We start from the raw sequence: 25,005 nt of genomic DNA, 5'->3' as shown, positions 1-25,005 counted from the left end.
TCACCCCCTTAACAACCGCTCAACCGGCAAGTGAATGGTAAAAATCGTTTCGCGCCGGTCCGGGGAGCTTTTCACTTCAATGCGCCCACCCAGCTTTTGCACTTCTTCTTTTACGTAAGATAAACCCAGTCCGGAAAAGGGATCTTTTCGCTCGAGGAGTTTCGTCGTGTAGCCCGCTTCAAATATGCGTTGCAGCCGCTTGGCCTGGATGCCCGGTCCATTGTCCGCAATGGTGAAGGTCAGCCAGTTCTTGCGGCGGCGAAGGGAAATGCGGATCATGCCTTTCTTTTCGATCGCTTCCACGCTGTTGGATACCAAATTGTTGATCAGGGACAAAACCGTAAACGCATCAATATATAGTTCGCAATTTTCAGTATCAAGAGAGATGTGGATCTCTTTGTTCAATTTTTCGGCATAGTATTGATTGGCGCGTACGACGATATAACCGAGTTCATCCAGCCGAATCCGGTCCGGGGAGCTCTTTTTGGACAGCAGCTTGGACAGAATGGAGATGATCCGCTTATTATCCTGTTTAATATCATGCACTTTCTTGGCCATTCCCAGCACATCCTGGGCATGGCGGATCACTTCGGGATGACCGCTAGCCGACCCGATTCTCATCAGACGCCGGTACAGCTCCTGTCCGTCCTTGGTGATTTCATCAGCATATTGCAACGTCTTTTCCAGGTGAATATTCACTTCATACAAATGGGATTCCAACATGATTTTCTGATCTTCCTGCACTTTTTTGTCTTTAAAAACGCTAAAGATCACCCCGAGGACAAAGAAGTTGCGCACAAAGGCAATCAGGACAATCTTCCCGACCATCGGTACGGAAAACGGTTCGTCAGATAAAAAGTGGCGCAATGCCAATTCGCTCAAACTTGCGACAATCTCCACGCCCATCCCCAAAAACCCGATCACTTCGGCTTCCTGTTGAAAACGGTTTATTTTCGCCAAATGAAAAAAAAGACCATAAATGATATAAAAGATGCTGGCTGGAATATGAGTTCGTACGGATAATAAAAAGTCAAACGGCACCGAATTGAAAAAATCAAGGGAGATGCGCAGAACGAGAACGGCAAACCCGACAATCACTCCGGAGATGACCGGATGGATTTTGCGGATGACGAACAAAAAGAAGAAAAAGATGGGGATTCCGAAGCTGACCCGGTAGTCGTCATGGAACGGCCGGATGTTAAATTCCCCGGCCAGCGGGACCAAAATCGCCATCAGCAAAACCAGGATGCGGTTATCCTTTAACAGCCGAATGATTCTTCCCCCTTCCATCATGTGCTGGTTCTTTTATTATACCGGATTGGCCGTTCCATTTTTACTCATTTGTCCGATTCCGTGCCGCTTCTTTCTCCAGTTTTCGTTTTTGCCGCAGCCTGCGGAAAAAATCGGACAAGAGAGCAGCACACTCCTCCTGCAATACATCGGTAACCACCGCCGTCTGGTGATTAAAACGCCCGTCGTCAAGCAGATTCATCAAAGTTCCCGCACACCCCGCCTTCGGATCGGCTGTCCCGTAGATGACGTTGGCGATCCGCGCCTGGAGAATCGCCCCGGCACACATGGGGCAAGGTTCCAAAGTAACGTACAAGTCGCAGTCATTCAACCGCCATCCGCCGACCGCCCCTGCCGCTTCACGAATGGCGATGATCTCCGCATGCGCCGTCGGATCATGAGTCGTCTCACGCAAATTGTGCCCGCGACCGATCACTTCACCATTTCTGACAACGACCGCACCGATCGGCACCTCCCCGATCTCTTCCGCTTTTTTTGCTTCTGCCAATGCTTCGCGCATAAAGGTTTGATAATCCATGATGTCGTTCGCTCCTTCTCCATAAAAAAAGCTGACCTCTCCGGCCAGCCATCTGCTGCATCTGCTAGTGTCGGGCGGAGGATGTTCCGGGTGCGCAATCGGAACAAACTCCATAGATTTCAAACTTGTGACCGGTAATCGCAAAATTTTCCGGGTTACCGAGAATGGCATTCATCGGACAGAGGTGGATCGTACGCGTTCTGCCGCATTCCGTGCAGATAATATGGTGATGATGATGCTCTCCGCCGCAATGAAACCGGTAGCGGCGCTCCCCGTTCCATTCCGTTGCTTCGACAATGCCCAGCTCTTCAAACAAGGCCAGATTGCGGTAAACCGTATCAAAGCTGAGTCCCGGAAAATCAGCTTGCATCAGGTCGAGCACTTCTTTGGCGGTCAAATACCGCTGCTGCTCGGCAAAGATATTTAAAATCGTCTCCCGTTTCCCGGTGTTCTTATATCCTTTTTCCTTCAGCAGGTCCAGCGCTTTTTGCAAATTCATGTATCTCGCCCCTGTGTTAATCCTCTCTTGGGTTCTCGCTACTATTTTAACCTATTTTTCGGCGTCGAAATAGAAAAAGCGATTTCTTGATGAGCAAAATGAGCAAAAAGATGACGATGGAGACAAGGACGATTGTTCCGCCCGAAGCCCAATTGAGATAGTAAGCCGCAAACAGGCCGCATAATACAGCGATTTGTGCAAAGATCACCGACCAAATACAAGTCTGGCGGAAACTGTTCGTAAACTGCAAACTGGCAGCAACCGGAATGGTCATCAAAGCGGAAACGAGCAGGATGCCGACCACGCGGATCGAAGCGGCGATCACCAGGGCAACCACCACGATAAACAAGAAATTAAGCAACCGGCGGGGAATCCCTGTCAGGAATGCATGTTCTTCATCAAAAGAAAGTGCGAATAATTCCTTGTAAAAGATAAGAAGAAAAAGAAGAACAATGCCGCTGACCACCGCCATCAACAGCAATTCCTGCCGGCCGACCGCCAGAATGCTCCCGAACAGGTAACCGGCGATGTCAACATTAAACCCGTTCGCCGCACTGATCAGAACAACGCCCAAACCGACGCCGCCGGAGAGGATGATCGGAATGGCGATCTCCTGAAAGGTGCGGTACAGACGGCGCAGTTGTTCCACAAAGACGGAACCGATCACCGAAAAGACCATGCCCAGATAAATCGGATTGAGCCACCCGGCCCAGGCAAAATCCTTTTGCAGCAACAGCCCGGCTGCCACACCCGAGAGAGTGACATGAGACAAGGCATCGGCGATGAGGGACATTCGCCTCACCACGAGGTAAACACCGACAAGCGGGGAAATCAAGCCGATCATAACACCCGCCAGCAATGCATTGCGCATCCATTCAAACTGAAACAGCATCTCAATCATAGCGAAAAGAGTGCCCGGATCCCGGCACTACCCTCCTATCCAATTTTGAATTTACCTTTTTAGTGTCCGTGGCTGACCAATTGGATCTCATGCCCGTAAGTGGCAGACAAGATCTCTGTTTGCTTGCGCTCAAATTCGTCCGGCCGACCGTGGAAGGTAAGCCGTTTATTCAGGCACGCCACCCGGTCGACATGAGAAGAGAGGACACTGAGATCGTGCGTCACCATGAGCAAAGTCAATCCTTCCTCCCGGTGCAAGACGGCCAGCAGGTCATAAAACTGTGCCGTCGATTTGGCATCGATTCCCACTGTCGGCTCATCCAGCACCAACAGCCGGGGATCGGATACCAATGCTCTGGCAATAAAGGCGCGTTGCTGCTGCCCGCCGGACAGTTTGCCGATGTTCTGATCCCGAAACGCCGATAACCCTACTTGGGCAATCACTTCCTCCACCTTTTCCCAGTCCTGCTTTTTCATGCGGCGAAATAATCCGAGTGAACCATACAGCCCGGAAGCAACCACTTCTCTTACCGTCGCGGGGAATCCGCTGTTAAAGCTGTTCGATTTTTGCGAAACGTATCCGATTCGGCTACGTTCCCCGAGCGTGCGAACCGGCTGGCCGAAGAGGAGCACCTCACCTGCCTGCGGCTTCAACAAACCGAGAATGCATTTGACCAGAGTGGATTTTCCCGAACCGTTCGGTCCGACAATCCCAAGGAACTCCCCTTGTTTCACCGTCAAATCAATTCCGTCCAACACTGCCTGTTCCTCATAAGAATAATGGAGATTTTTGATTTCAACCACATTTTCTCTCATCGGGATACGCCCAGAGCTTTGGCCAAATTTATCTTATTCTCCTCCATGAGGGAGAAATAATCTTTCCCCTGGGCTTTTTCCTCCTTTGTCAGTCCTTCGATCGGATTGAGCACACCCGCTTCTGCTTTTACATCCCGCTTCACCACTTCCGCAATCTTCCCGCTCACCAGCGTCTCAAACAGGATGACATGAATATGGTGTGCCCGCAGCTGCTGAATAATTTGTTCCAACTCCCGCGGACTCGGTTCATCCTCCGGAGAAAGTCCGGAAACCGCCAGCTGATGGAGTCCGTACCGTTTGGCCAGATAACCGAAAGCGGCGTGGGAAACGGCAAACTCCTTCTGCGGCGCCTTATCGGCCAACTCTTTGAATTCCTGATTCAACCGGTCAAAGCGCCGGGCCAGCTGCTCGTAATTTTTCTCATAATCAGCACGGTGTTTGGGATCTTTGGCAATCAGAGCGTCGCGGATCGCCAAGGCTTCCTGTTTGGCAAGCACCGGATCCAGCCATACATGCGGGTCACGTGAACTTCCCGAGTGGCCATCTCCTTGCTTCCCTTCCTCCTCCGGGGATAATAAACGAATGTGCCGGGTTGCATTGACCACTTCCGTCTTCTCCGGATCCAGGGACTGTTTCACCTTCTCCGCGTAAGGGTCAAGACCCGCCCCGTTATAGATGAAGAGATCAGACTGGCTAAGCAGCATCAAATCCCGGGGCTTGAGATCGTAATCGTGCGGCTCCACTCCCGGCGGAACCAGATTGGTCACTTGTACATGGGAGCCCCCGATCTTCTCGGTAAAATCCTCCAATGGATAAATACTTGTGACCACTTGCATTTTTCCTGACGGAGCCCCAACGTTTCCACTCTTGCCACAACCGGACAATATGAGGGTGAATACCGACCCAAGCATCAAAATCGACAACCATTTTTTTCGCATAAAAACTCCACCTTTAAACAGATTAATTCCGATTCCGGTGATCTGTAGCCATTTCCGGTCAGAAGGGCTCCCCACCCTGTCAAACTTCCTACTCATTATATACCGATGCCTGGTAATTGTAAATCGTAAATATTACGATTTAGAAAGGTGATAAGGTTATTTATCATTGATAGATAATCCGCTCCCTTATTCTTCATTAGTTTCGGCGTGAAAGACTGAAAATATAAAAGAAAGCATTCCGTCTTTCTCCTCACAAACCGGAGATGAAACTCACGATGTCAGAATAAAGAAAGGTATGTCAGACAAAACGCAGAATCGCAAAATGAATTCTCACTTTTACAGATTCACGTCGGCTATTATCGTATGATTGAGTGCCAAAAAAAATCAGGCTCCCCAAGATAAAAAGGAAAGCCTGATTTTTTTGCTTATGCATTTTTCAATTTGAGAATCGCCTTTTTCATCATCGGTTTGCCCAGGCGGAGATGAATTTGCGTCACCGCCAGGGAGAAGGCCAGCACAATCAGCAACAGAATGAGGTCATGAACGATCACCTGTACATTCCCATTAGTTAGCGCCATCCGCAAACCCTGAACCGTGTAGGTCATCGGCAAGTAGGGATGAATGCTTTTAAAGAAGGATGGCAACAGCTCGACCGGATAGGTTCCTCCGCTGGACGCCAACTGCAACATCAAAATGATAATCGACAGAAAACGTCCCACGTTTCCCAGGAGCGCGACCAACATTTGGTTGATGCCGATAAAGGTGACGGACATCACCAGCGCAAACAGGATAAACCACCCCGGCCGCACCGGTTTGAGATCAAGCGCAAACATCAGTACGGAAGTGAGGATGGCCGCCTGCCCCAGTCCGATCAGTCCTCCCGCTGTCAGCGATAACGGTTCCCCTTTGTCCTTCAGGACGCGGTACAGGTCGACAATGGTAAACAAGAGCATGGCCCCGACCCAGAGAGAAAGCGAGATGAAATAAGGTGCAAACCCTGTCGCATAGTTCGGAACCGGATGAAGGGAAGTTTCTTTCACCCGCACCGGATCGGAAATCACTTCTTCCTTTTTGCCAGCGCCTTGCAGCTCGTTTTTCGCTTTCTGCACACCCTCATTCAAACCGTCCGCCAACTGCGCTTGCCCTTGCCCGATTTTCTCCAGCCCGCCGGCCAACTGCTCCGAGCCCGCTTTTAACTTTTTCACTCCTGCCAGCATCTGGTTTTGACCGTCCGCCAACTTGCCGGCTCCCGCAGCCAATGCGTTCACGCCGTCAACCAGTCGGTTCGCATCGCTTCGCATTTGCTTGATTTTCGCCACTTCACGATCAAATTGATCGGTCATTTTTTGCGAACGATCGGCGATTTGCCGGCGCAGGCTTACAATTCGGGACCAATCCTTTTCGATCTCGGGCAGTTTGGCCTGAACGGAATTCAACTTTCCGCTGGTTTCCGCCTGATAATGGCCAGCTTGCGCGAGCGATTCCTTCAATTTGGCAAAATCGCGGTCTGCCGCCAAATCGGGATGCTGGCGCACCAATTGGTCAAGATAAGCTTGCGATGCTTCCAGCCCCTGTTTTTCTTTTTGCGAAGAAAAGGAAGCTTGCTCTGCATTTTGTTTCAGCATTGCCGTGGTTGTACCCGGATCTGGAAGCGGCTGTTCCGCCAGTTGCTGAATCACCGTATTGACTTGGTGAACAAAGGATTGTGCTTCATCGATCTTCTTCCAAGGCAACTGATTGATTTGCTCCTTCGCTTGAGCCACATGCTGATGCAATTCGTTCAGCCCGGCCAGCATGCGAAGCTGTCCCTTTTCCATTTCCACAGCCGCCGCCTGAAGCTTTCTCAGTCCATCGGTCATTCTCCCCGCTCCAGCTGCCGCCTCACCCGTTTTTTCCGCCAACTGGCCGGCCCCGTCGGCAGCTTTGGCCAAATCCCGGGTGGAATTGGCCAGCGAATCAAATATCGCCTTGACGTAGACATGGGTCAGTTTTTCATCGAGGTTTTTGACCAGCGTTTTTTGAATCGAATCGCCGATTTTTTCGGTCAGGTAGTTATTGCTCTCATCATGGACATACTCCAGTTCCCCTTTGAGCGGCTCGGGACTGCTTACGGATACGGCCTTGGCTGAAAATTGACGGGGAATCACGATTCCGAGGTAATACTCCCCGTTCGCCAATCCTTGATTCATTCTTTCACGGGAGACAAATTCCCATTTCACTGTGTGATCTTTTCGCAGTTCATCGACCAGGTCAGCACCGGCATGAACCGGTTCACCATCTTGCACCGCCCCCCGGTCCTCATTCACCACCGCCACCGGCAGCTTATTCAAATTGGCGTAAGGGTCATAAAAGGCTGATAAATAAATAAAACTGTAGACGAGCGGAATCAACAAAATTCCGATCAGCGCCAGACGCATCGGCTTGTTTGCCCAAAGACGCCGCAAATCGTCGGTGGCGTTGAAGCCGAAGGTATGAGGTTTCGCCCTCATCGGCCGCACCCCTCCCATCGCATTATGAACTGACTGGTCAGTACAAAAATAATAACTCTCCCCCTGCAAAATTGCAAGAGAAGAGCAGCCTAATATTGCGACGATTTTGTTATACTTCCGAGCAGAATCTGATGCAGGGTGGAAATCATGACGGGTGATGCTTCCTCAATCTCCTGCTCTGTCAACTCATCCAAACTGTAGATCTTTTGCAATACGACAAAACTGGCCGACCCAAAAATGCTGTTCGCCACTTCCTGCGGCTGACTGATGAAAAACTCCCCGCACTCCATTCCTCTGATCAACACCGCTTCGATTAACCCGAGATAGTCGCGGACTTTCAAACGAAACTGCCGCTGCCGTTCCTTCGTTCCAAATGCTTCATTGATCAAGAGTTTGGCCAGCTTGCTGTTTTGCACGAAAAACTGAACATGGCTGGCGATCAATGCTTTTAGCTGTTCCGTCGGTGACTCGTGCAAATCCACATTTCTCCGCGCACAGTCGATCAGCTTCTGCATTCCCTCATTCATCAGCCCGATAAACATTTCTTCCTTGCTCTTAAAATGGTAATAGATCGTACCTTTCGCAACCCCCGCCACCTGCGCGATATCATCCATCTTGGCCTGGTCAAATCCACTTTCGGCAAAAACCTCAACAGCTGCTTGAAAAATCATATCCACTTTTTCGTGACGCATTCCGATCCTCCAAAAATATCCTGTCTTTACAGAGAGACTACATTCAGTATAAAGGATGTAAGGGTTTTTATGAAGCTTTCAAAAGACATTTTCCAGTTTTCAAATGCAATGCAACAGAAAAGTTCTTATTTTATCAATGGTATCAGGACTTTTCCACAGACATATCCACATATCCACAACTTTATCCACAGTATCCACAATATATTGTGGTCATTCTCATAACCCTTCCGATGGGATGCCTACCAATTGCTTTTTTTCTCTGTCCCGCCCCCTGCCCCCGCTAATCGTAATAACGCAGTTGTAACTTATTCCTCATATGAAGTATCTAATCTTATATTCGTATATTAAGCATGAATTTGGGGAACTTGCCAATGTCTGCAAGGCAAAAAAATAACTGCCATACAGACAGTTCACCGTACGTTTTGTATTGAAACTTATACAGGCATAGCACTGCTTTTTTGCAATATGTATTGGTGAAACTCCGTCAGTTGACGGTAACTGTTCACGGGAACCCGCAGCCGGTCTTCCAAGCCTATGCGCACAAACATCCCCTCGTCTTTCGCTTCCTGGAAGGGGTATTGTTCAAGCAACCAAAGCGCATTTTCCAAAAAATCGGCCACGCCCGAACCAAAATAACAGCCGCAATAACCCATACCGACTTTTTGTTTTTTCATCCGCTGATACGCTTCAATGTTCCCGTTGCGTTTTTCCGTCATCATCCGTACGTAGAAGTCAACTGATTTCGGCGGAAATCCCAGTGTAATCCCAAGGACGCGGTCAATCTCGCCTTTTGTAAACCCGGTCCGCTCCATGTCCGCTCGGAAACGGGTACGCAACGCTTCATCCTGAAAGAATAAATAAAATGCCTTTCCGTCAAGCAAATCATACGCCTTGTCGTCAACATACGGATATTTTGCCAACAACGTATCCAATTTTTCCGTGGTATACTTGTGGTTCGGAACCTCCAAAAATGCGGGTTTGTACCCTTTCAAAAAAGCGTCTACCGTTTTCATTGGCTCGACTCCTTGTGCATGGATGCTAATACCTATTCCATATCATAACGACTATTCCTTGTGTCAAAAAAGAAAACACCCGCAAAAAGCGCGGGCGCCTGAGCTTAGCCGTCATACTCTTCGTAACCACATTCGCTACAAACTACGTAGCCGTCCTTCGTTTTCTGCAACTCCCCTTCACCGCAACGCGGGCACCTTTCATAAGAGATCGCCAACCACTCAAATATGTTAAGCATACCGGATGCCTCCTGAAGATTTGATCTGCTGTATTCGGTGACGTGGTCGAGGTTATATTTTACGTATATTCTTATTTTTATGAATTAGACAACGGAAGTCAACGGATTTATACAGAATTTTTTTATAATTAACTTCATTTCTATTCTCGGTCATCTGGCAAGGTCGCCTGATCTGCTATATACTAACACAAAGCCAATCCGGCAGGACGCTTGCATAAACGATTTTCAATCCGCATTTTTGCTTCCGTTTTCACCCATAAAAATAACCGCCTTTCTTCCCGTGTGTCACACGGTTTAGGCGGCAGGGAACCACGCGGTTTAAATCAGCGGTTAAATCCGCGTCATTACCAGGTTGGCGCACCCGAGAGGACTCGAACCTCCGACACGCGGTTTAGGAAACCGCTGCTCTATCCTGCTGAGCTACGGGCGCATAAAATTTCTTTATAAAATTATACATGAAGAGCGTTCCGTCCGCAACCTCTTCCCCTGCGATGATGACAAAAGAAGCAGGATTCCTGCCGGAAGGACCCGCTTCTTTTGTTTTGATGGTTTTACTGCACTTCCACCTGGTAATCGGTCAACCAGTCGTTTAGCTGTAACCAATAAGCCAGCAAGGCAGGGACGTTCATCAGTTGACCGAACCACGGCAGGTGAATCTTGGTCAGATCTTGCTCGATAAACTCTTGGACTGCTTTCCGATCGAGCAGGTGGAAGAGCGGGGAAGCCGGATCTTCAGCCAGACGTTTTACCTTTTCCCGCATTATGCGCAAATAGTCCGGATGATGCGTTTTGGGGTAGGGACTCTTCTTGCGCTCGATCACTTCATCCGGCAGGATGCCTTTCATCGCATGGCGGAGGAGTCCTTTCTCCCTGCCATTGTGCGCTTTCATCGCCCAAGGTACATTCCAGACGTATTCCACCAAATGATGATCGCAAAACGGCACACGCACTTCCAGACCAAAGGCCATGCTCATGCGGTCTTTTCGATCAAGGAGGGTCGGCATCCAGCGCGTGAGATTTAAATAAAACAGTTCGCGCATCCGTGCCTCCGTGGCGTTATCTTCCGACAGGCGCGGAACTTCCGCCAATGCTTCTTCATAGCGAGTTTGCACATATTCGAGCGGACGGATTCGCCTGACGATGTCGGGGGAAATAAAGGGAATTCGCTTTTCCACCAGCCGCGCCCACGGGAAGGTATCCGCATTCACCATTTCCTCGCGATGGAACCAGGGATAACCGCCAAATACCTCATCTGCGCACTCTCCAGACAAAACCACCGTCATTTTCTTCTTTATTTCCCGGGAAAAGAGCAAAAGAGAAGCATCCACATCAGCCATTCCCGGAAAATCCCGCGCGATCATGGCCTCTTTCATATGGCTGAACAGTTCATGATTGTCAATCATCACAATATGGTGATCGGAACCGATATGTTCTGCCATCAGTCGCGCCCACGGGCCATCCGCATTCGGCTGAAATTCATTGACGCTGAAATGTTTGTCATTATCGATATAGTCGACAGAAAAGGTGGAGAGAACGCCACGGTTTTCCTCTGCAAATACACGCGCGGCACAGGCGGAAATCGCGCTGGAATCCAATCCCCCGGACAACATGGTCCCAATCGGCACATCCGATACCAATTGCCGTTTGACCGCATCGGCAAAAAGCTCGCGCACCCGGTCAACGGTGGTATCAAAGTCATCTTCATGATGCTTGCTGACCAGTTCCCAATAGGGCCGGGCAAAAACCCCGTCGCGTCCCACCTTCATCGCGAAACCGGGGCGAAGTTCCTCTACATCCTTAAAAATGCCTGACCCCGGAGTGCGGGCCGGGCCGATTGCCAGTACCTCGGCGATCCCCTCATCATCGATCACCGGACGCACCAGCGGATGGGCAAGTAAAGACTTCACCTCGGAACCGAACAGGAAAGAACTGCCGACACGCGCATAAAAAAGCGGCTTTACTCCGATGCGGTCCCGCGCCATAAACAGTTGCTGTTCCCGTTCATCCCAAACGGCAAAAGCAAAAATGCCGTTTAAGTACTTCGGACAATCCATCCCCCATTCGGCATAGGCCGTCAAAACCAACTCGGTGTCGGAGCGGGTTCGCAAATGATGACCCAGCGAGAGCAACTTGAGTCTCAGTTCCTGCATATTGTACAATTCACCATTGTAGACGATCACCAGTTGATTATCGCCGAATCTTTTGATCATCGGCTGGGTGCCCCCCTCCGGATCAATCACGATCAAGCGGCGGTGCCCCAAGGCAACATGCTTGGAAATCCAGGTCCCTTCGGCGTCAGGGCCCCGTTTCTCATGGGTTTGGTTCATCTTGTTTAAAATTGCCGATTGCCCGCTTAAATCCCGTTCAAAATCGATCCAACCGGTAATTCCGCACACGGATCATCCACCCTTTCTGCCAAAAGATCCAGGCAAATGTCTACTCTTCATCCTATGTGACCGTCGGAAAAAGGTGTCTTGTCATTTTTGATTCGGATCACTTTTTTTATGATCATCAGAAACTGAGTCTATTTAGTAGTTTTGGCATTCTATGATTTTAGGTTATAATATGATTAAATTTGGCAAATATTTCATTACCTAAAAAGGATTTGTCTTTTTTTGAACAGGGTGAACTCGAAGGAGTGTTACAGACATTGAATTTATTCAAACCATTGGCAAGCTTGGGAATTGGGTCAGCCCGGGTCGATACAAATCTGGCCGAAAATCAGTTTCAAGCCGGAGACACCGTGAGGGGAACTGTCTGGATTCGCGGTGGTCAGACTACACAGCAAATTGAAGATATTTATCTTTATCTTGTCATCACTTTGCTTAAACAGAATAAAAAAACCAAACATGTGTTAAGCAAGTTTAAGCTTTCTCACGCTTTCCTCATTCAGCCGGGGGAAGTGAAGGAAATCCCGTTTCAAATCCAATTACCTCTCTATACCCCCATGTCCACGGGCGGATACCCGATCCATCTGAAAACCGATGTGGAAATCAAAATGGCGGTCGACCCGACGGATGAAGACAAAATCGAAGTGTTCCCGCACCCGCTGGTGCAAAAGCTGTTGAAGCAGATTGAAGATGCGGAGTTTATTCTCTACCAAATCTATAATGTTTACGACAAGGAACAAAAACCTCATTCCTTTGCCCAGGTCTATTGTTTCCGCCCGACCGGACGTTACCACGGGTATATCGATGAACTCAATGTTTCCTTTAACATGACCCAGACGCATATCCAGATGGATCTGGAGATGATCCGCTCTTCGCAATCCTTCTTCACCTCGTTGAAGTGGGAATACAATAATCCGGACAGTGTCCTTTATATCAATGATCAGCAAACCATGAGCGATCCTTTGAACAAGATCAAGGAAATCCTCAACCGAAAAGCGTTTTAACCATAAGGAGGCGATCGTCGCATGAGGGCGGCTATCGCCTCTGTTCTTCTTCCACCGGCACAGGGGAGGGATTTTTGCTGACCAAAATCCGGGAAATGCGCAATTGATCCATCTCCTCAACCTTAAAGACAAAATCCCCAAACTTCACCTCGTCTCCCGTCTTCGGCACTTTATCCAACTGCGAGAAAAGCCATCCGCCGATCGTGTCGTTATCCTCATCCTCGATATGAATCTGAAAGTAGTCGTTGACATTGTCAATTAACAAACCGGCCTCGATGGATACCCCCTCTTTTCCCTTCTGAAAGAAAGGGCGTTCATCGTCAAATTCATCCTGGATCTCCCCAAAGATCTCTTCAATGATATCCTCTGTTGTTACCAGCCCGGAGGTTCCGCCGTATTCATCGACGACAATGGCCATGCCGATCTTGTTTCGCTGCAATTCCCTGAGCAGGTCTTTCAACTCCATCGTTTCCGGCACCACAATCATCGGGCGAACCAGTTTTTCCAGATCGGGAGTTTCCCCGGCCAGCAGATGTTCGTACACATCCCGGATATGAACAATGCCGCGCACGTCATCCTTATCCTCGCCGCAGAGGGGAAAACGTGTAAAATGGGCATTTTTGATCGTTTCCATGTTTTCGGCAAACGAATCATACACGTACAAGCAAACCATTTTGACACGCGGCACCATCACTTCGCGAACCACCCGGTCGGTAAAGTCAAATACATTGTCAAAGAGGGTGAGTTCGGTTTGGTCGATGACACCACTCTGATGGCTTTGTGCGATCAGCATGCGGATCTCCTCTTCGGTATGAGCTTGCTGCGGTTCTGTCATCTCGATGCCCATCAGGCGCAAAACGAGATTGGCCGCCTGGTTCAGAATGTAGATAAACGGTTTAAAGATTCGGTAAAACCAGTGAAGAGAGGTGGCCGTCCGCAGGGTAACCTCTTCCGCCTTGCGAATGGCAATCGATTTTGGGGCCATTTCCCCCAGCACAATATGCAAAAACGTGATAATGGTAAAAGCAACGGCAAAAGAAACAGGGTGAACCAGCCATTCGGGCAGATGAAAAAAGCGGAAAACCACTCCCAACAAACGGGCGACTGCCGGTTCCCCGACCCAGCCCAATCCGAGAGAGGCCAAAGTGATTCCCAGCTGTGTCGCCGACAGATAGGCATCGAGATGAGCCAGCACATTTTGCGCCATTTTTCCGCGCTGGCTATGGATTTGGGCAATCCGGGTCGATCGCACTTTGACGATGGCAAACTCCGCCGCGACAAAAAATCCGTTCATCAAGACAAAAGCAAACACCAGCAGTAGATAAAAGAATGTATGAGTAAAGCCAGTCAAGGGTGATTCCTCCCGGGCTCATCACGATTCCTGCAAATTTTTCCGGCGGGCCGCCTTTCCGTTCACAGCAAACGACCTGCCTGATGTTAATGTTTCCCTGTTTGGGGTTCATTAACAAATCAAAATAAAAAACACCCGCAAAATGGGTGTTCGGTTGCATCGTCTCAGGCATGGAGCCCTTTTCCCAGCACTTCAATCGAATTGGAAACAATGACAAAAGCTGAAGGGTCCACTTCTTCAACGATTTGTTTCAATTGGGACAGTTCGCTCTGATCGAGTACACACATTAATACCGGGCGCTTGTCATTGGTGTAGCCGCCAGTCCCGGACAGCCGCGTCACCCCGCGATTGATTTTATGAAGGATCACGTTTTTGATCTCTTCTTCTTTCTCGGAAATAATAAACGCCATCTTGGCATAATTGCTGAAGCCGAGCTGGACGACATCGATCACTTTTCCGGTGAGATAGATACTGATGATCGCGTATAATGCCCGTTCCAGACTGAACACAAGGGCAGAGGACAAAACGATCATCCCGTCGATAAACATCATGCAAACTCCCAGGGAAATGCCGGTAAACTTATGAAGCATCTGCCCGATCAAGGCCGTTCCGCCGGTGGAACCCTTCCCGCGAAACACGATCCCCAGACCGAGTCCGACCATGATCCCGCCGAATAATGCGGCCAACAGGGGATTCATGGTGACCGGCTTGATTCCCTCTGTCAGGTAAACAACCAGCGGCAAAAACGACGTTCCCACCAGTGTCTTCAGGCTGAACTGTTTCCCCAGCAAGAGCATGCCCAGAAAAAACAGCGGAATGTTAACCGCCCATTGCACGTAAGAAGGTTTCCAGCCAAATACTCCATACAGGATGGTACTGAGTCCACTGACGCCGCCGGCAGCGATCTGGTTGGGCAGCAGAAACAGATTGAAGGCGACCGCAACAATCGCCGTACCGACGAGAATTTCGATATATTCCAATAAAAGAATGATTCTTGGAGGCAAGGACATGATGCGGCGATATACAGCGGCTCCCATCTTTTTCACCTCTTTTTCGAAAATTGCAGCGGCAATCATGTATAGATCAAAGGAAGTATAACACCAGGATTAAAAAGATGTAAACAGCATCCATGTAATGCTTTACTCTATTGAAATAAGCTTATTACAAATATTTAATCAGTTCACAAACAGACACCATAACAGCATAAAATCCCATAGACATCCGTCCATGGGATCGGAAGCAGGAAGAGCGATCCGGCCTTGCTACTCCACCAGCTTGTTCCGGTGAGCGTAAATCGCCGCCTGGGTGCGGTCGTCCACCTGCAGTTTGGAAAGGATATTGGTAATATGCGTTTTCACGGTTTTTACCGTGATATAAAGCACTTCAGCAATTTCCTGGTTGTTCTTCCCTTCGGCGATCAGACGCAAAATCTCCATCTCGCGCGCAGTCAGCTTTTCATGGGGTTTGGGATGATGGGTCCGCCGCATTCTGGAAAGCATTTTGCCCGTAACCTGCGCTTCCAGCACGGGCTCTCCCTTCATCGCAGCGCGAATGGCCGCGGCGATATCCTTCGCCTTCGATGTTTTCAGCAGATAACTCAGTGCCCCTGCCTCAATAACCGGATAAACCTTGTCATCATCGATAAAGCTTGTCAGGACGATAATTTTGGGATCATCCAGCACACGGACAATCTCTTTCGTCGCTTCAATGCCGTCCATCGGTTCCATGACCAGATCCATCAGGATCACATCGGGCCTAGTTTCCAGCGCCAATCTGACTGCTTCCCGCCCACTGGCCGCTTCGGCGACAATCTCCATATCCGGCTGCGATTCGAGGTAGGCGGCAAGTCCCATCCTGACCATTTCGTGGTCATCCACGATCATCACACGAATCATGCATCTCTCCCCTTTTCTTCCTCGATAATCGGCACTTTCACCTCAATCTGTGTCCCTTTGCCGGGAAAAGAGATCACTTCGGCAATTCCGCCGATTTCGCTGGCCCGTTCCTGAATCAACTGCAAACCGTAAGAAGAAGACTTCGGTTTATTCATGTCAAAACCGATACCATTATCGATGATCCGCAAGTAAATTTGCCGGTTGCGGACAGCAAGGCGAATCGTGACCGAAGTGGCTTGCGAATGGCGGAACACATTGGAGAGTCCTTCCTGGACAATGCGAAACAGATGATCCTCGATCCCCTTTGGCAGATCGGGCAAATCCTCCACTTCCCAATGCACCTCGGCCAACTGTTTGGCCTTAAATTCTTCCAACAGCTCTTCCAGACCCTCTTTCAATCTCTTGCCTTCCAAGGTGACGGGACGCAAATGCAGAAGCAGCGCCCGCATCTCATTTTGCGCAATTCCCGCCATCTTTTCGATCATGGCGATTTGCCTGTAAATCGGCCGGTCATCCCCGGTCAGGGTTTCCTTTACTGCGGACGACATCATCGAGATGGCAAACAGCTGCTGGCTGACTGCATCATGCAACTCTCTGGCCAGGCGTTGCCGCTCTTCGGAGATCACGGCCTCTTTCATCCGTTCTTCCCACTTCGCTTTCTCCGTCGTCAGCTTTTGCAAAGAAGCTACTTGTTGTTGCGCCCGCTCGGCCATTCGGTTCAGATGTCCGGCGATCAGGCCGAATTCATCTTCACCCAGCACCGGCACCCGATGGGCGAAATTGCCCCGTTCATATCGCATGATTGATTCGACAATCACTTCGATTTTTCTCTTCATCGAATAGCCGAAAGCAAAACCGAAGACCGTTCCGATGCTGACCACAAAAACCGGAATGAGAACCGGAAGAGGAATCCCGTAAATCCGGGCTGTCACCAGTGTTTGCCAGTCAAGGCGATAGGAGATCAGGATGACGGTCAGCAAGACCGCGGAGACACCCGAACAAATCCAAACCGTAAACTTCGTCAGCCGCCAATAGATGCTTGCCGTTCTCCGCTTGCTCATAAAACCCTCACACCAATATCGCCAAACAGCAGCGAGACTGAGATATTCATCTTCCGCCTCGACTGCTCGTACCCTTTTGTGGTCAGTTGCACCTGCCGGGCAGCTCCGCCCTGTTTCACTCCCGGAACATCCAAATACCCCGCACCGACCGTTGCCGCGATGGAAACATCGAGATCATCGGGAACATAGATATTCACATTACCGGCCAGGCCGCTGATCACAATGGAGTTGACTCCTTCCGGGATGATCGCTTTGGACAAATCGATTTTTACATCACAGAATCCGTAGGACAGGTTGATGTCGTTAAACTGGTAACGGCAGTCGATCAGGTACAGATGGCCGATGACAGCGCTGCGGAAAGACGGGGTTTGATACCGGGCATGCTCTGTCTTTTCCTGCCCCGCGTAATCAGAAGAGGGGCGGTTCCACTTCCCCGGCTGCCCAAGCGTTTTATCCTCCTCTTTAAACATGCGGTAGCCACAGTAAATCAAGAACACGGAAAGAAAAGTCCAAAACAGGTTAAAATCGATAAATTGATCCAGCAAAAAAAGAGCCGCAAGAACCAGGAACAAATATCCCATCTTGCGATGATGCTTTTTGAGCAACAAGACACCGATGATGAAGAGAATCAGAAAGCCGGGCAAAAAAGTGTCGCTCAGGCTTAACAAAATGAGCAACCCGACCGCCAAAACAACGATTCCCACCAGTCGGTTTTGAAATAGCCGCATTTGTTTGCCCCCTTCATCACAAGGAGAGAGCGATTCAGTAGATATGGACATTGCCGCTGATATTATGAAGCTGAATCTTGTTTTTTCCGCTCTTGACCATTGCTGTCGCCGTCACCGCCCAGTTTTTCCGTCTCCTCTGGCATGGAATAAAATCGCACTTCACATTCCCGCTGTCAACTTGTGCCCTCAAAGCGAAATCCGCATCCCGGGGCAAGTTGACCTCCATGTCCCCCGATACCTGATCAGCCTGGATCGGGCCGGATACCTGATCAATCTGCGCCTTCAGGTTACCCAGAGACAGATTGGCACAGAAAGAACCGGAAAAATGATTCAGCGTCACATTGCCTGAACTGGAATGGAAGTTGGCCGACTCCGCTGTTACCAAGTCCAGTTTCGTGTTTCCGGACATGCTGTTGGTATCAAGGCGGTTCACCCGCAAGTTTTTTAAATTGATATTCCCCTCCACCATATCTACCTTCAGCTCATTCAGTTTCATCAATTGGCTCCCCTCCTGGCCGGCAAAATCCAAATTGCCTCCGAGAGAGTGAATGGTCATGTTTTGATCATAACTTTTCGGAACATAGACATTCAACCTGACGATCTGATCCTGCCGCATCCATAAATACCACTTGGGTTTTACCAATATCGTCAATTCATTGCCCTTCTTTTGTATGCTCATATCGACATCATTCATCCCTTTTCCCTGCAAAACCGCTTTTACGTCAAGCCGTTTTTCCGGAATCACCGTTACGGAGGACGTGGCGTCAATCCGGATTTGCCGAACATTCTCGATCGTAACGTCGCGGGCCGGATATTTGCCGGCATGCCATCCACTGCCGATTCCGCTGCTTGCCACTGATCCGATGAGAATGACAAACCCGCAGAGAATCAATAAAATTCCGATCAGCTTCTTCATAAACATTGCCGCAGGGCCCCCAATTCAGCCACGTTTGGGGAAAATGCGACTTCACCCCCCGTCTGATTATAAACCACCTTTTCAAAAAGAGGGCCCCCAGGCGGGTCCCCCTCGTTTCCTTCATTTATCCTGCTCCCGATTGTTGAGAAATTCACTCCATTCCGCTTCAAAAAGAGATTCCGCTTCCGGCATTTCCTTTTTTCCTTCCGGCTTCCGGGAAGTTTTTTGATCTGACTAATGGCTGTTTGTGAGCAATTTCAAACCATAATAGACACAAAAAAGCCCCAGCGCCACCCCTGCCAGAAAGGGAATCCAGCGCAGCATCAACAAGCCGCCGATGACGAGCACAAACAGAGCCCATGCCTTGTGCCCGCCTGTTTTGGCCCGGACGAAACTCACCAGCCCGTAGACGAGCAATGCCGTCGCAACCAAAAAGGTGATGAACCCCCACAGATCCCCTCCCCTGAAGAAGAGCCATATTCCGAGAAAAATCAAGAGAATGCCGGCGGCCTTTTTGCCGCTTATCACCATACTCTCCCTCCTTTACCTGTTCGAGCAAAGGGCCCCCGGATTCCTGTCAGTCGCGGAAAACGGGGGCCACGCTTCAGCAAGCATGTTATTGACGGGAACTGCTTGCTTCGCTTTCCTCTTCGATTTTGGCACTGCGCAATCTTTCTATTTCTTTTTCAATTTCCTCAGCATACTCCACTCTGGCAAAGCTGAGATCTCCGTCACGGTCAGCATTCGCATAAGAATTGGCCTTGACTTCCATCTCGGCGATCCGGTTCTCAATCCGCTTAAACTCTTTTAACGCGCTTTCGGAATCGAAAAAGTTGAGCGTGGCATTGATGCTTTGCTTCGCTTTGGCAACCGCTGCCCGGGCAATCAGTTCGTTCTTTTTGTCTTGCAAATCCTGGTACTTTTTCACCAGTTTGCCCATTTGCTCTCTCAGCTCTTTCACCTGTTTGCTCGCTTGCGCCACATACTCCCGGTACTCTTCCGCTTTGGCTTCATAATGCTTCATCTCAGCCAACGCTTTGCGCGACAGCGCCTCTTCTCCCGCATCAAAAGCAATTTGCGCCTGCTTTTTGCGACGGGCGGCCAATTTTTCCGCTTCTTCCTTCTGGAGTTGGAATTTTTTGATCATAATCTCTTGCTTTACGATGGTATCCCTCGCCCTGGAGATCTCCTTCTCCACGTCGCGCAAATATTGCTTCAGCATCGCCTCCGGCTTTTCCAGATCATCCATCACTTCATGGTAGGTCGCCAGGAGAAAATCGCGTAACCGTTTGAAAGCCATTTTCCCATTCCTCCTCTAAAATTGTTCTATATCCCAATCCGTTCGTTTTTGCCGTTTTACAAACTCCTGCCAGTCTGCTTCAAATGAATGGTCGGCCATTGAGGTCCGTTTCCCCTTCGGAATCCCGCGTACCGCCACTCCCGTTTCCCATGCCAGTCCGGCAACTTCTGTTTTCATCAACTTAAAGCCGAAGTAAAAGCAGATTCCACCGAAAATCAGGGGAATTGCTCCCGGAAGCATGCCGAATAACACCAGCAGGGAAAGACCGAGAACCATGAAGGCAAATATTTTTGAGCCCTTCGTTTCTGCCGTTTTCAGCTTCTTCACGCCGTACCAGAAAAGCACGGCGGCGATGAGAAAGCCGATCAGGCTGCCGAGGTTACCCAGAAACATGGCAACGCCCACCAGCAGCAAAAGGAACCCGGCCAGTTTTTTGCCCCATCGTTTCATGCTCACCCTCCTCCGTTCCTTTGCTGATTCCAGCATACAGGAGTATGGAATTTTCCAACACGAACCACGGATTTATTTTTCGTTACGACTTTGGTCGTAGACTGGACGAGACTTGAAAAAAAGCTCCCGCACCGTGCTTGACAAACACAGGCGGGAGCCTTGATTTTCCGCATATGGGGTTCAGTCCGGACGGATAAAAGTTTCGGTCGGGTCACTGCTGAACGGATTGCACTTGCTGTTGCATATTTGTCGATTTGTCATTGCGTTCGTCGATGCTGATATGGGTGATCACCCGATTCGCACCGGCTGACATGGCTTTTTGGTGAATTTGCTTGGCCACATCCATCAATTGATTCAGATCCCCTTCAATGACGGTTGCCGTCGGCGTGACCTGATACTGCAGCCCGCTTTGTTGTACCACTTCCACCGCTTGGCTCACATAAGAACTGAAGCTGGGCGTATTGGTTCCGACCGGGGCAACACTGATTTCCAAAAATGCCATCATACTCACTCCTTCGGTAATTGCTATCCAGTAAAGTGCCCAAAAAGAGGAGTTTTATAATTCCCTAGCAGAACCGTATCGCCGCGAAAGGTTTTTGGCGTTGCATTTGTTATCAACCCACGGGCCAAATATCTTGGTGCGGATCGTGCCCCCCATCTCCTGCCATGCGATCATCACAGAAACTGAATGTTGACCTCATGAAACTGTTCATTTAAATCTTTGGGAATCCGTATTTCCAGGATTCCGTCTTTATAGATGGCTCTTGCCCCTTCCAAGCGTGCGGTTGCAGGCAAGCCAATCGTTTCAATCTCTTTAGTCAAACCGGAGACACGGAGTTGATTGACGCCGAGGGAGATGCGCAATTTGCTGGCGATGGCCCGGTTCGGGACTTTTATACGCACAAACATCCAGTGATGTGTTTCAAAAACCTCCGACTTTACACTGTCCTGACCTGAGTTAAAAAGAGGTTGCCCGTTTGCATTCGGCATTGCTTGTGAAAAAATTTGATCCATATACTTATCCAGGGACTTAAGCCCGCCTTTTGCCATGTTGAAAGGAAACTGGTGATTGGGAAGAGCTTTCGAAATCGTCCCTTCCACAAATTTATCCAGCCAAGAAAAATCCTGATGTTTGGTAACCCGGTTTACAACATCATTCCAATTAAACTCGAACGGCTTAAACTGATCCCGTGAATCGGACATGGTCCATTCCCCCTTCATTGCGATTCGCAATGTAAAGCCAAAAAAAGAAGCGATGCCAAATGATCCGCATTTTTAAAAAACCTCAAGATTGGACAGATGACAAAAACTTCCTTTGTATTTTCAGGTGATAACGTTCATAAAGATTGGAAACCCCGTGATAAATCCAACGAAGGACACGGCATGATCAGCGGCGATCATAATACAGTGTCCGAAAATTGCTATGTCATCAACGACCCCGATGTCGCCGGTCAAGTATCCGGTGAAAAGAAGGCATGACAACTCTCCACACTTATACTGTATGTTATTCTCAGGACATTTTTTGGTGAGGATGGAACGATAAAATGCGGGGAAGGAGAAATTGAAAGGTGGGAAAATCAGGGGAGATTCAGGTTCCGATTGGTCGCATTGAGGTGATGACCCTCGGATCCCCTTTCTGGCAGTTTCAGAGGTTTGAATCAGCAAACATCATGTTCTTCAGTCAAAACGGCCATCGTCCCGCTGAAACGAACCATGACCGTTTGTTTTTCCAATCCCTGTTTTCTGCAAATCTGATATTTTTCCACAAATTATTCACACTTTCCACAGGTGTCGACAAGAGTTCCAAGGAACAGCATCAAATTCCGGCGGGAAACATCATCAAGAGGATGACCAGAAATATGAAGGCCGTCGTAAAGAGTGCATGAAAACGGACGGTTTGCATCCACGATTTCACTTCAAAGCGATCGGGCGACTTGAGAAAATGGCGGATGTAATAACCAAACAATCCACCAAAAGCGCCAACACCGAAATAAGCAGCCACCACCAAAGAAATCCACAAGGTGCTATACACCGCTTGACTGTACAAGTAACCGCCGGTCAACAATTGAACGACGAGAATCCATTGCGTGAGAAAGTTCAGCCGATACAATACCTGGAGAACGGAACGCGATTGCAAAAACCTTTTTTGCAGCAAAAAGGGCAAGACCAGATAGAATCCCATGCCGATCGCCCCGAGAACATGAAAAAATAACATGATCTTCAGCAACATCGTTTCCCCTTCTCAAAACAGATTGATCTTTTCTTCGATTTTCACTGTGTCCATAAAAGGTACAAACGATTTGAAACGGGCAAAAGCCTTCTCATGACAAAAACAGCCGTGAACGATCACAACGGCTTGATCCGCCTAATAAGTCTGCACGCCATCTGATATAATAAACATAAATACACGAAAGGAATTTTTTTCAATGGAAAAACAGAGTGTACTGCAACAGGTTCCGTTATTCCAAGATCTCAACGAACAAGAACTGGCACGAATCGGAGAAATCGTCATTCATCGTACATTCACGAAAAAAACGGTCATCTTCACGGAAGGAAGTGAAAAAGAAGCGGTCTTTTTTATACAGAACGGCCTTGTCAAAGCCTACAAGACAGACGAGACAGGCCATGAACAGATTGTCTCGCTTCTGCAAACCGGTGACATGTTTCCGCATACCGGTTTTTTTAAACATGCTCCTTATCCAGCCACCACGGAAACACTTGTCGATACCGACCTGTTGGCGATTCCCGTTCGCGCCTTTGAGCAACTGATCCTGGCCATGCCGACGATTGCCTGCAAAGTGATTGATGTGCTCAGCTCCAAGATCCGGGATCTTCAGCAAAAACTCCAGCAGTTTACCGGAACCGACGTGAACCGGCGCATTCTCTCCTTTTTGCTCGACCTGGCAGACAAGCAAGGGGAGACAAAAGGCTCCCGGATTTACATCGATTTGCCCATAACCAATCAGGAACTGGCCAATGTGGTCGGTACATCCAGAGAAACCGTCAGCCGCCTGTTGAATCAATTAAAAAAGGAACAAATCATTGACAAACAACGCTCGCAGATCATCATCCTGGACAAGGATGCACTGAGAGGCTGGAAGTAAGATTCCCATTGGCAAAAGCCCGGACGCCTGTCCTGTCCGATTTTCCTAAAGCAAACAGACAAACAAGAGACCACAGACCGTGACAAGGACATAAATCAGGGAAAGAAGGATAACAGTTTTCTTTCGACTTTTTTCGTAATGTTCATTCGAAGTTTGGGATTGAGTCGAACCCAGGCGAAAAGTTATGAAGAAGGCAAAAAGGCATAGCAGAATGCAAAATAAAAACGCACCTTTATACAGCATCACGGCAAACTCCTTTGCGGGTATTCATACCAGGAAGATGAAAAGTCAACGGATTTCAGGGATTTTTCCCAATCCTTCAAATTAAGGGATGGACGCGACTGTTCTCTCCCAAAACATCGTCTTCTGAGTCCGTTTTTGCGTAACATTTTTATTATACATTATTTTTCTCCATCTCAGTGTGATCCTTATCACTGTTTTCCGTGAAAATGTTTTGCCATCGGGTTATGGAGCCCCCTACCTCTCCGAAAATCCATAACCAGTCCATTGTATCACGAAAATTCAAACTATCGTCCGAGCCATCTGTTATTTCTTCTCCAGCCATACTTCCAATCCGATCAACCCCTCGTGAATCCTGCCTGTTTGAAATTTGCTCTTCGCTATCATTTCCTTGACTTCATCTTTAGTGTAGGCTTGCTTGATCACCACGAATCGAAACATCCATTTGGTAACAAGAGAATTAATGCCGGTAAAACCCAGATCACCGGAAACAAATTGATCCAGTTTATCTTTGGAAACATCCTTTTTAAAATCGATGATCAATGCCTTGCCCCCGGGTTTCAATACGCGATTAATCTCATCGAGTGCCGCGACCGGTTTGGAAAAATTCTTGAAGGCCGCCCGACAGATGATAAAATCGAATGCATGATCATCAAAGGGCATCTGTGCTGCATCACCGTGACGAAAGTCGATATCCACTCCTGCTCTTGTTGCATTTGCTTGTGCCATTTGCACAAACTTCTTGCTGATATCCAATCCGGTAATATGAAAACGGCCCATCTTGGCAAGTTCAATGGATAAATACCCCGGACCGGGAGCAAGTTCAAGAACAGCATCCCCCTCTGATACGGATGAAAACACCTTCTTGGCATCATTTCTGTATTTTTCGATTTGCTTTTCGGTATTTTTGGCATACCAGGTTGCAATAAAACCGCTCATTTCCGGACCCTTGGTGGGATTTTCAGACATGACAAATCCACTCCTTCTCCCAATTTATTTTGTGAAATTGGTCGACCGTAAGGGTCAGACGAAAAACAAATGAAAAATACCGATTAATCCAAATTATTAAAATGTATTTTTAATTTATACTATTATACTAACAATTCCATTTCAGTGCCAAGAGGTTATTTTCATATTGTTGAAGAACACCTGAAG

The 25,005-nt window shown here is 48.7% G+C and carries 26 protein-coding genes and 1 tRNA gene; 2 read left to right on the top strand and 25 right to left on the bottom strand.

Features of this window, described 5'->3' with window-relative positions; genetic code table 11:
• The 12 genes from I8U17_RS09205 to asnB form a co-directional block, all read right to left on the bottom strand.
• Positions 1–1,290, bottom strand: coding sequence for an ATP-binding protein (locus tag I8U17_RS09205; RefSeq protein ID WP_198059309.1), 1,290 nt, complete (start codon positions 1,288–1,290; stop codon positions 1–3).
• Positions 1,291–1,333: 43 nt separating this feature from the next.
• Entirely contained in the window at positions 1,334–1,828 is a 495-nt protein-coding gene (gene tadA, locus I8U17_RS09200) for a tRNA adenosine(34) deaminase TadA (protein ID WP_052154313.1), read from the bottom strand.
• 64 nt (positions 1,829–1,892) lie between these two features.
• Positions 1,893–2,327 (bottom strand): Fur family transcriptional regulator, encoded by a 435-nt coding sequence (locus tag I8U17_RS09195; protein WP_033101602.1) that lies wholly within the window; start codon positions 2,325–2,327, stop codon positions 1,893–1,895.
• Positions 2,328–2,373: 46 nt separating this feature from the next.
• On the bottom strand, positions 2,374–3,228 hold the full coding sequence (locus tag I8U17_RS09190) for a metal ABC transporter permease (protein WP_033101603.1): 855 nt from the start codon (positions 3,226–3,228) through the stop codon (positions 2,374–2,376).
• A gap of 59 nt (positions 3,229–3,287) precedes the next feature.
• On the bottom strand, positions 3,288–4,043 hold the full coding sequence (locus tag I8U17_RS09185; RefSeq protein ID WP_198055603.1) for a metal ABC transporter ATP-binding protein: 756 nt from the start codon (positions 4,041–4,043) through the stop codon (positions 3,288–3,290).
• Positions 4,040–4,981 (bottom strand): metal ABC transporter substrate-binding protein, encoded by a 942-nt coding sequence (locus I8U17_RS09180; protein ID WP_033101626.1) that lies wholly within the window; start codon positions 4,979–4,981, stop codon positions 4,040–4,042. The genes I8U17_RS09185 and I8U17_RS09180 overlap by 4 nt, the downstream gene beginning before the upstream one ends.
• A 425-nt stretch (positions 4,982–5,406) precedes the next feature.
• Positions 5,407–7,470: a YhgE/Pip family protein gene (locus I8U17_RS09175; protein ID WP_052154315.1), complete on the bottom strand. Its 2,064-nt coding sequence runs from the start codon at positions 7,468–7,470 to the stop codon at positions 5,407–5,409.
• An 89-nt stretch (positions 7,471–7,559) separates the two neighbouring features.
• Positions 7,560–8,162, bottom strand: coding sequence for a TetR/AcrR family transcriptional regulator (locus tag I8U17_RS09170; RefSeq protein WP_033101605.1), 603 nt, complete (start codon positions 8,160–8,162; stop codon positions 7,560–7,562).
• Positions 8,163–8,596: 434 nt separating this feature from the next.
• Positions 8,597–9,175 carry a hypothetical protein gene (locus tag I8U17_RS09165; RefSeq protein ID WP_033101606.1) on the bottom strand — a complete coding sequence of 193 codons (579 nt, stop codon included), beginning with the start codon at positions 9,173–9,175 and terminating at the stop codon, positions 8,597–8,599.
• A 104-nt stretch (positions 9,176–9,279) separates the two neighbouring features.
• Complete coding sequence (locus tag I8U17_RS18575; RefSeq protein ID WP_255517819.1) at positions 9,280–9,411, bottom strand: hypothetical protein; 132 nt, start codon at positions 9,409–9,411, stop codon at positions 9,280–9,282.
• Positions 9,412–9,764: 353 nt separating this feature from the next.
• A tRNA-Arg gene (locus tag I8U17_RS09160) sits at positions 9,765–9,841 on the bottom strand.
• A 121-nt stretch (positions 9,842–9,962) separates the two neighbouring features.
• Positions 9,963–11,807, bottom strand: a complete 1,845-nt coding sequence (asnB, locus tag I8U17_RS09155; RefSeq protein ID WP_033101607.1) for an asparagine synthase (glutamine-hydrolyzing) — start codon at positions 11,805–11,807, stop codon at positions 9,963–9,965.
• Between the two features lie 254 nt (positions 11,808–12,061).
• On the opposite strand from asnB, the gene I8U17_RS09150 reads away from it, so the two are divergent.
• Positions 12,062–12,805 (top strand): sporulation protein, encoded by a 744-nt coding sequence (locus I8U17_RS09150; protein WP_052154316.1) that lies wholly within the window; start codon positions 12,062–12,064, stop codon positions 12,803–12,805.
• 31 nt (positions 12,806–12,836) lie between these two features.
• Here the strand turns inward: I8U17_RS09150 and I8U17_RS09145 are convergent, their stop codons facing one another.
• From I8U17_RS09145 to I8U17_RS09090, 12 genes are all read right to left on the bottom strand, one after another.
• On the bottom strand, positions 12,837–14,156 hold the full coding sequence (locus I8U17_RS09145; protein ID WP_033101608.1) for a hemolysin family protein: 1,320 nt from the start codon (positions 14,154–14,156) through the stop codon (positions 12,837–12,839).
• A gap of 164 nt (positions 14,157–14,320) precedes the next feature.
• Positions 14,321–15,193, bottom strand: a complete 873-nt coding sequence (locus I8U17_RS09140; protein WP_052154322.1) for a YitT family protein — start codon at positions 15,191–15,193, stop codon at positions 14,321–14,323.
• Between the two features lie 225 nt (positions 15,194–15,418).
• A complete protein-coding gene (locus I8U17_RS09135; protein ID WP_198055599.1) occupies positions 15,419–16,051 on the bottom strand; it encodes a response regulator transcription factor in 633 nt (210 codons plus the stop codon).
• Positions 16,048–17,112: a sensor histidine kinase gene (locus tag I8U17_RS09130; protein WP_198059308.1), complete on the bottom strand. Its 1,065-nt coding sequence runs from the start codon at positions 17,110–17,112 to the stop codon at positions 16,048–16,050. The genes I8U17_RS09135 and I8U17_RS09130 overlap by 4 nt, the downstream gene beginning before the upstream one ends.
• Positions 17,109–17,840 carry a cell wall-active antibiotics response protein LiaF gene (gene liaF, locus I8U17_RS09125; RefSeq protein WP_198055597.1) on the bottom strand — a complete coding sequence of 244 codons (732 nt, stop codon included), beginning with the start codon at positions 17,838–17,840 and terminating at the stop codon, positions 17,109–17,111. Before liaF ends, I8U17_RS09130 begins: the two co-directional genes overlap by 4 nt.
• 34 nt (positions 17,841–17,874) lie before the next feature.
• Positions 17,875–18,762 carry a DUF4097 family beta strand repeat-containing protein gene (locus I8U17_RS09120; RefSeq protein WP_198059307.1) on the bottom strand — a complete coding sequence of 296 codons (888 nt, stop codon included), beginning with the start codon at positions 18,760–18,762 and terminating at the stop codon, positions 17,875–17,877.
• 228 nt (positions 18,763–18,990) lie between these two features.
• On the bottom strand, positions 18,991–19,287 hold the full coding sequence (locus I8U17_RS09115; RefSeq protein WP_198055595.1) for a protein liaI: 297 nt from the start codon (positions 19,285–19,287) through the stop codon (positions 18,991–18,993).
• A gap of 85 nt (positions 19,288–19,372) precedes the next feature.
• A complete protein-coding gene (locus I8U17_RS09110) occupies positions 19,373–20,056 on the bottom strand; it encodes a PspA/IM30 family protein (RefSeq protein WP_198059306.1) in 684 nt (227 codons plus the stop codon).
• A gap of 15 nt (positions 20,057–20,071) precedes the next feature.
• Positions 20,072–20,506, bottom strand: a complete 435-nt coding sequence (locus I8U17_RS09105) for a hypothetical protein (protein WP_198059305.1) — start codon at positions 20,504–20,506, stop codon at positions 20,072–20,074.
• A 211-nt stretch (positions 20,507–20,717) separates the two neighbouring features.
• Positions 20,718–21,008 (bottom strand): MTH1187 family thiamine-binding protein, encoded by a 291-nt coding sequence (locus I8U17_RS09100; protein ID WP_033101610.1) that lies wholly within the window; start codon positions 21,006–21,008, stop codon positions 20,718–20,720.
• A 173-nt stretch (positions 21,009–21,181) separates the two neighbouring features.
• Positions 21,182–21,709, bottom strand: coding sequence for an Hsp20/alpha crystallin family protein (locus tag I8U17_RS09095; protein ID WP_198059304.1), 528 nt, complete (start codon positions 21,707–21,709; stop codon positions 21,182–21,184).
• Positions 21,710–22,322: 613 nt separating this feature from the next.
• On the bottom strand, positions 22,323–22,733 hold the full coding sequence (locus I8U17_RS09090) for a hypothetical protein (protein WP_152568583.1): 411 nt from the start codon (positions 22,731–22,733) through the stop codon (positions 22,323–22,325).
• Positions 22,734–22,932: 199 nt separating this feature from the next.
• Between I8U17_RS09090 and I8U17_RS09085 the strand changes: the two genes are divergently transcribed.
• Entirely contained in the window at positions 22,933–23,610 is a 678-nt protein-coding gene (locus I8U17_RS09085) for a Crp/Fnr family transcriptional regulator (protein ID WP_033101613.1), read from the top strand.
• 546 nt (positions 23,611–24,156) lie between these two features.
• Here I8U17_RS09085 and I8U17_RS09080 read toward each other — a convergent pair.
• Positions 24,157–24,819: a class I SAM-dependent methyltransferase gene (locus I8U17_RS09080; protein WP_198059303.1), complete on the bottom strand. Its 663-nt coding sequence runs from the start codon at positions 24,817–24,819 to the stop codon at positions 24,157–24,159.
• Between the last annotated feature and the right edge of the window lie 186 nt (positions 24,820–25,005).

Source organism: Thermoactinomyces sp. CICC 10521, from assembly GCF_016055135.1.
Taxonomy (GTDB): domain Bacteria; phylum Bacillota; class Bacilli; order Thermoactinomycetales; family Thermoactinomycetaceae; genus Thermoactinomyces_A; species Thermoactinomyces_A daqus.
Note: the sequence above shows the minus strand (reverse complement) of the source record. Positions and strands in the feature narration are given on the sequence as shown.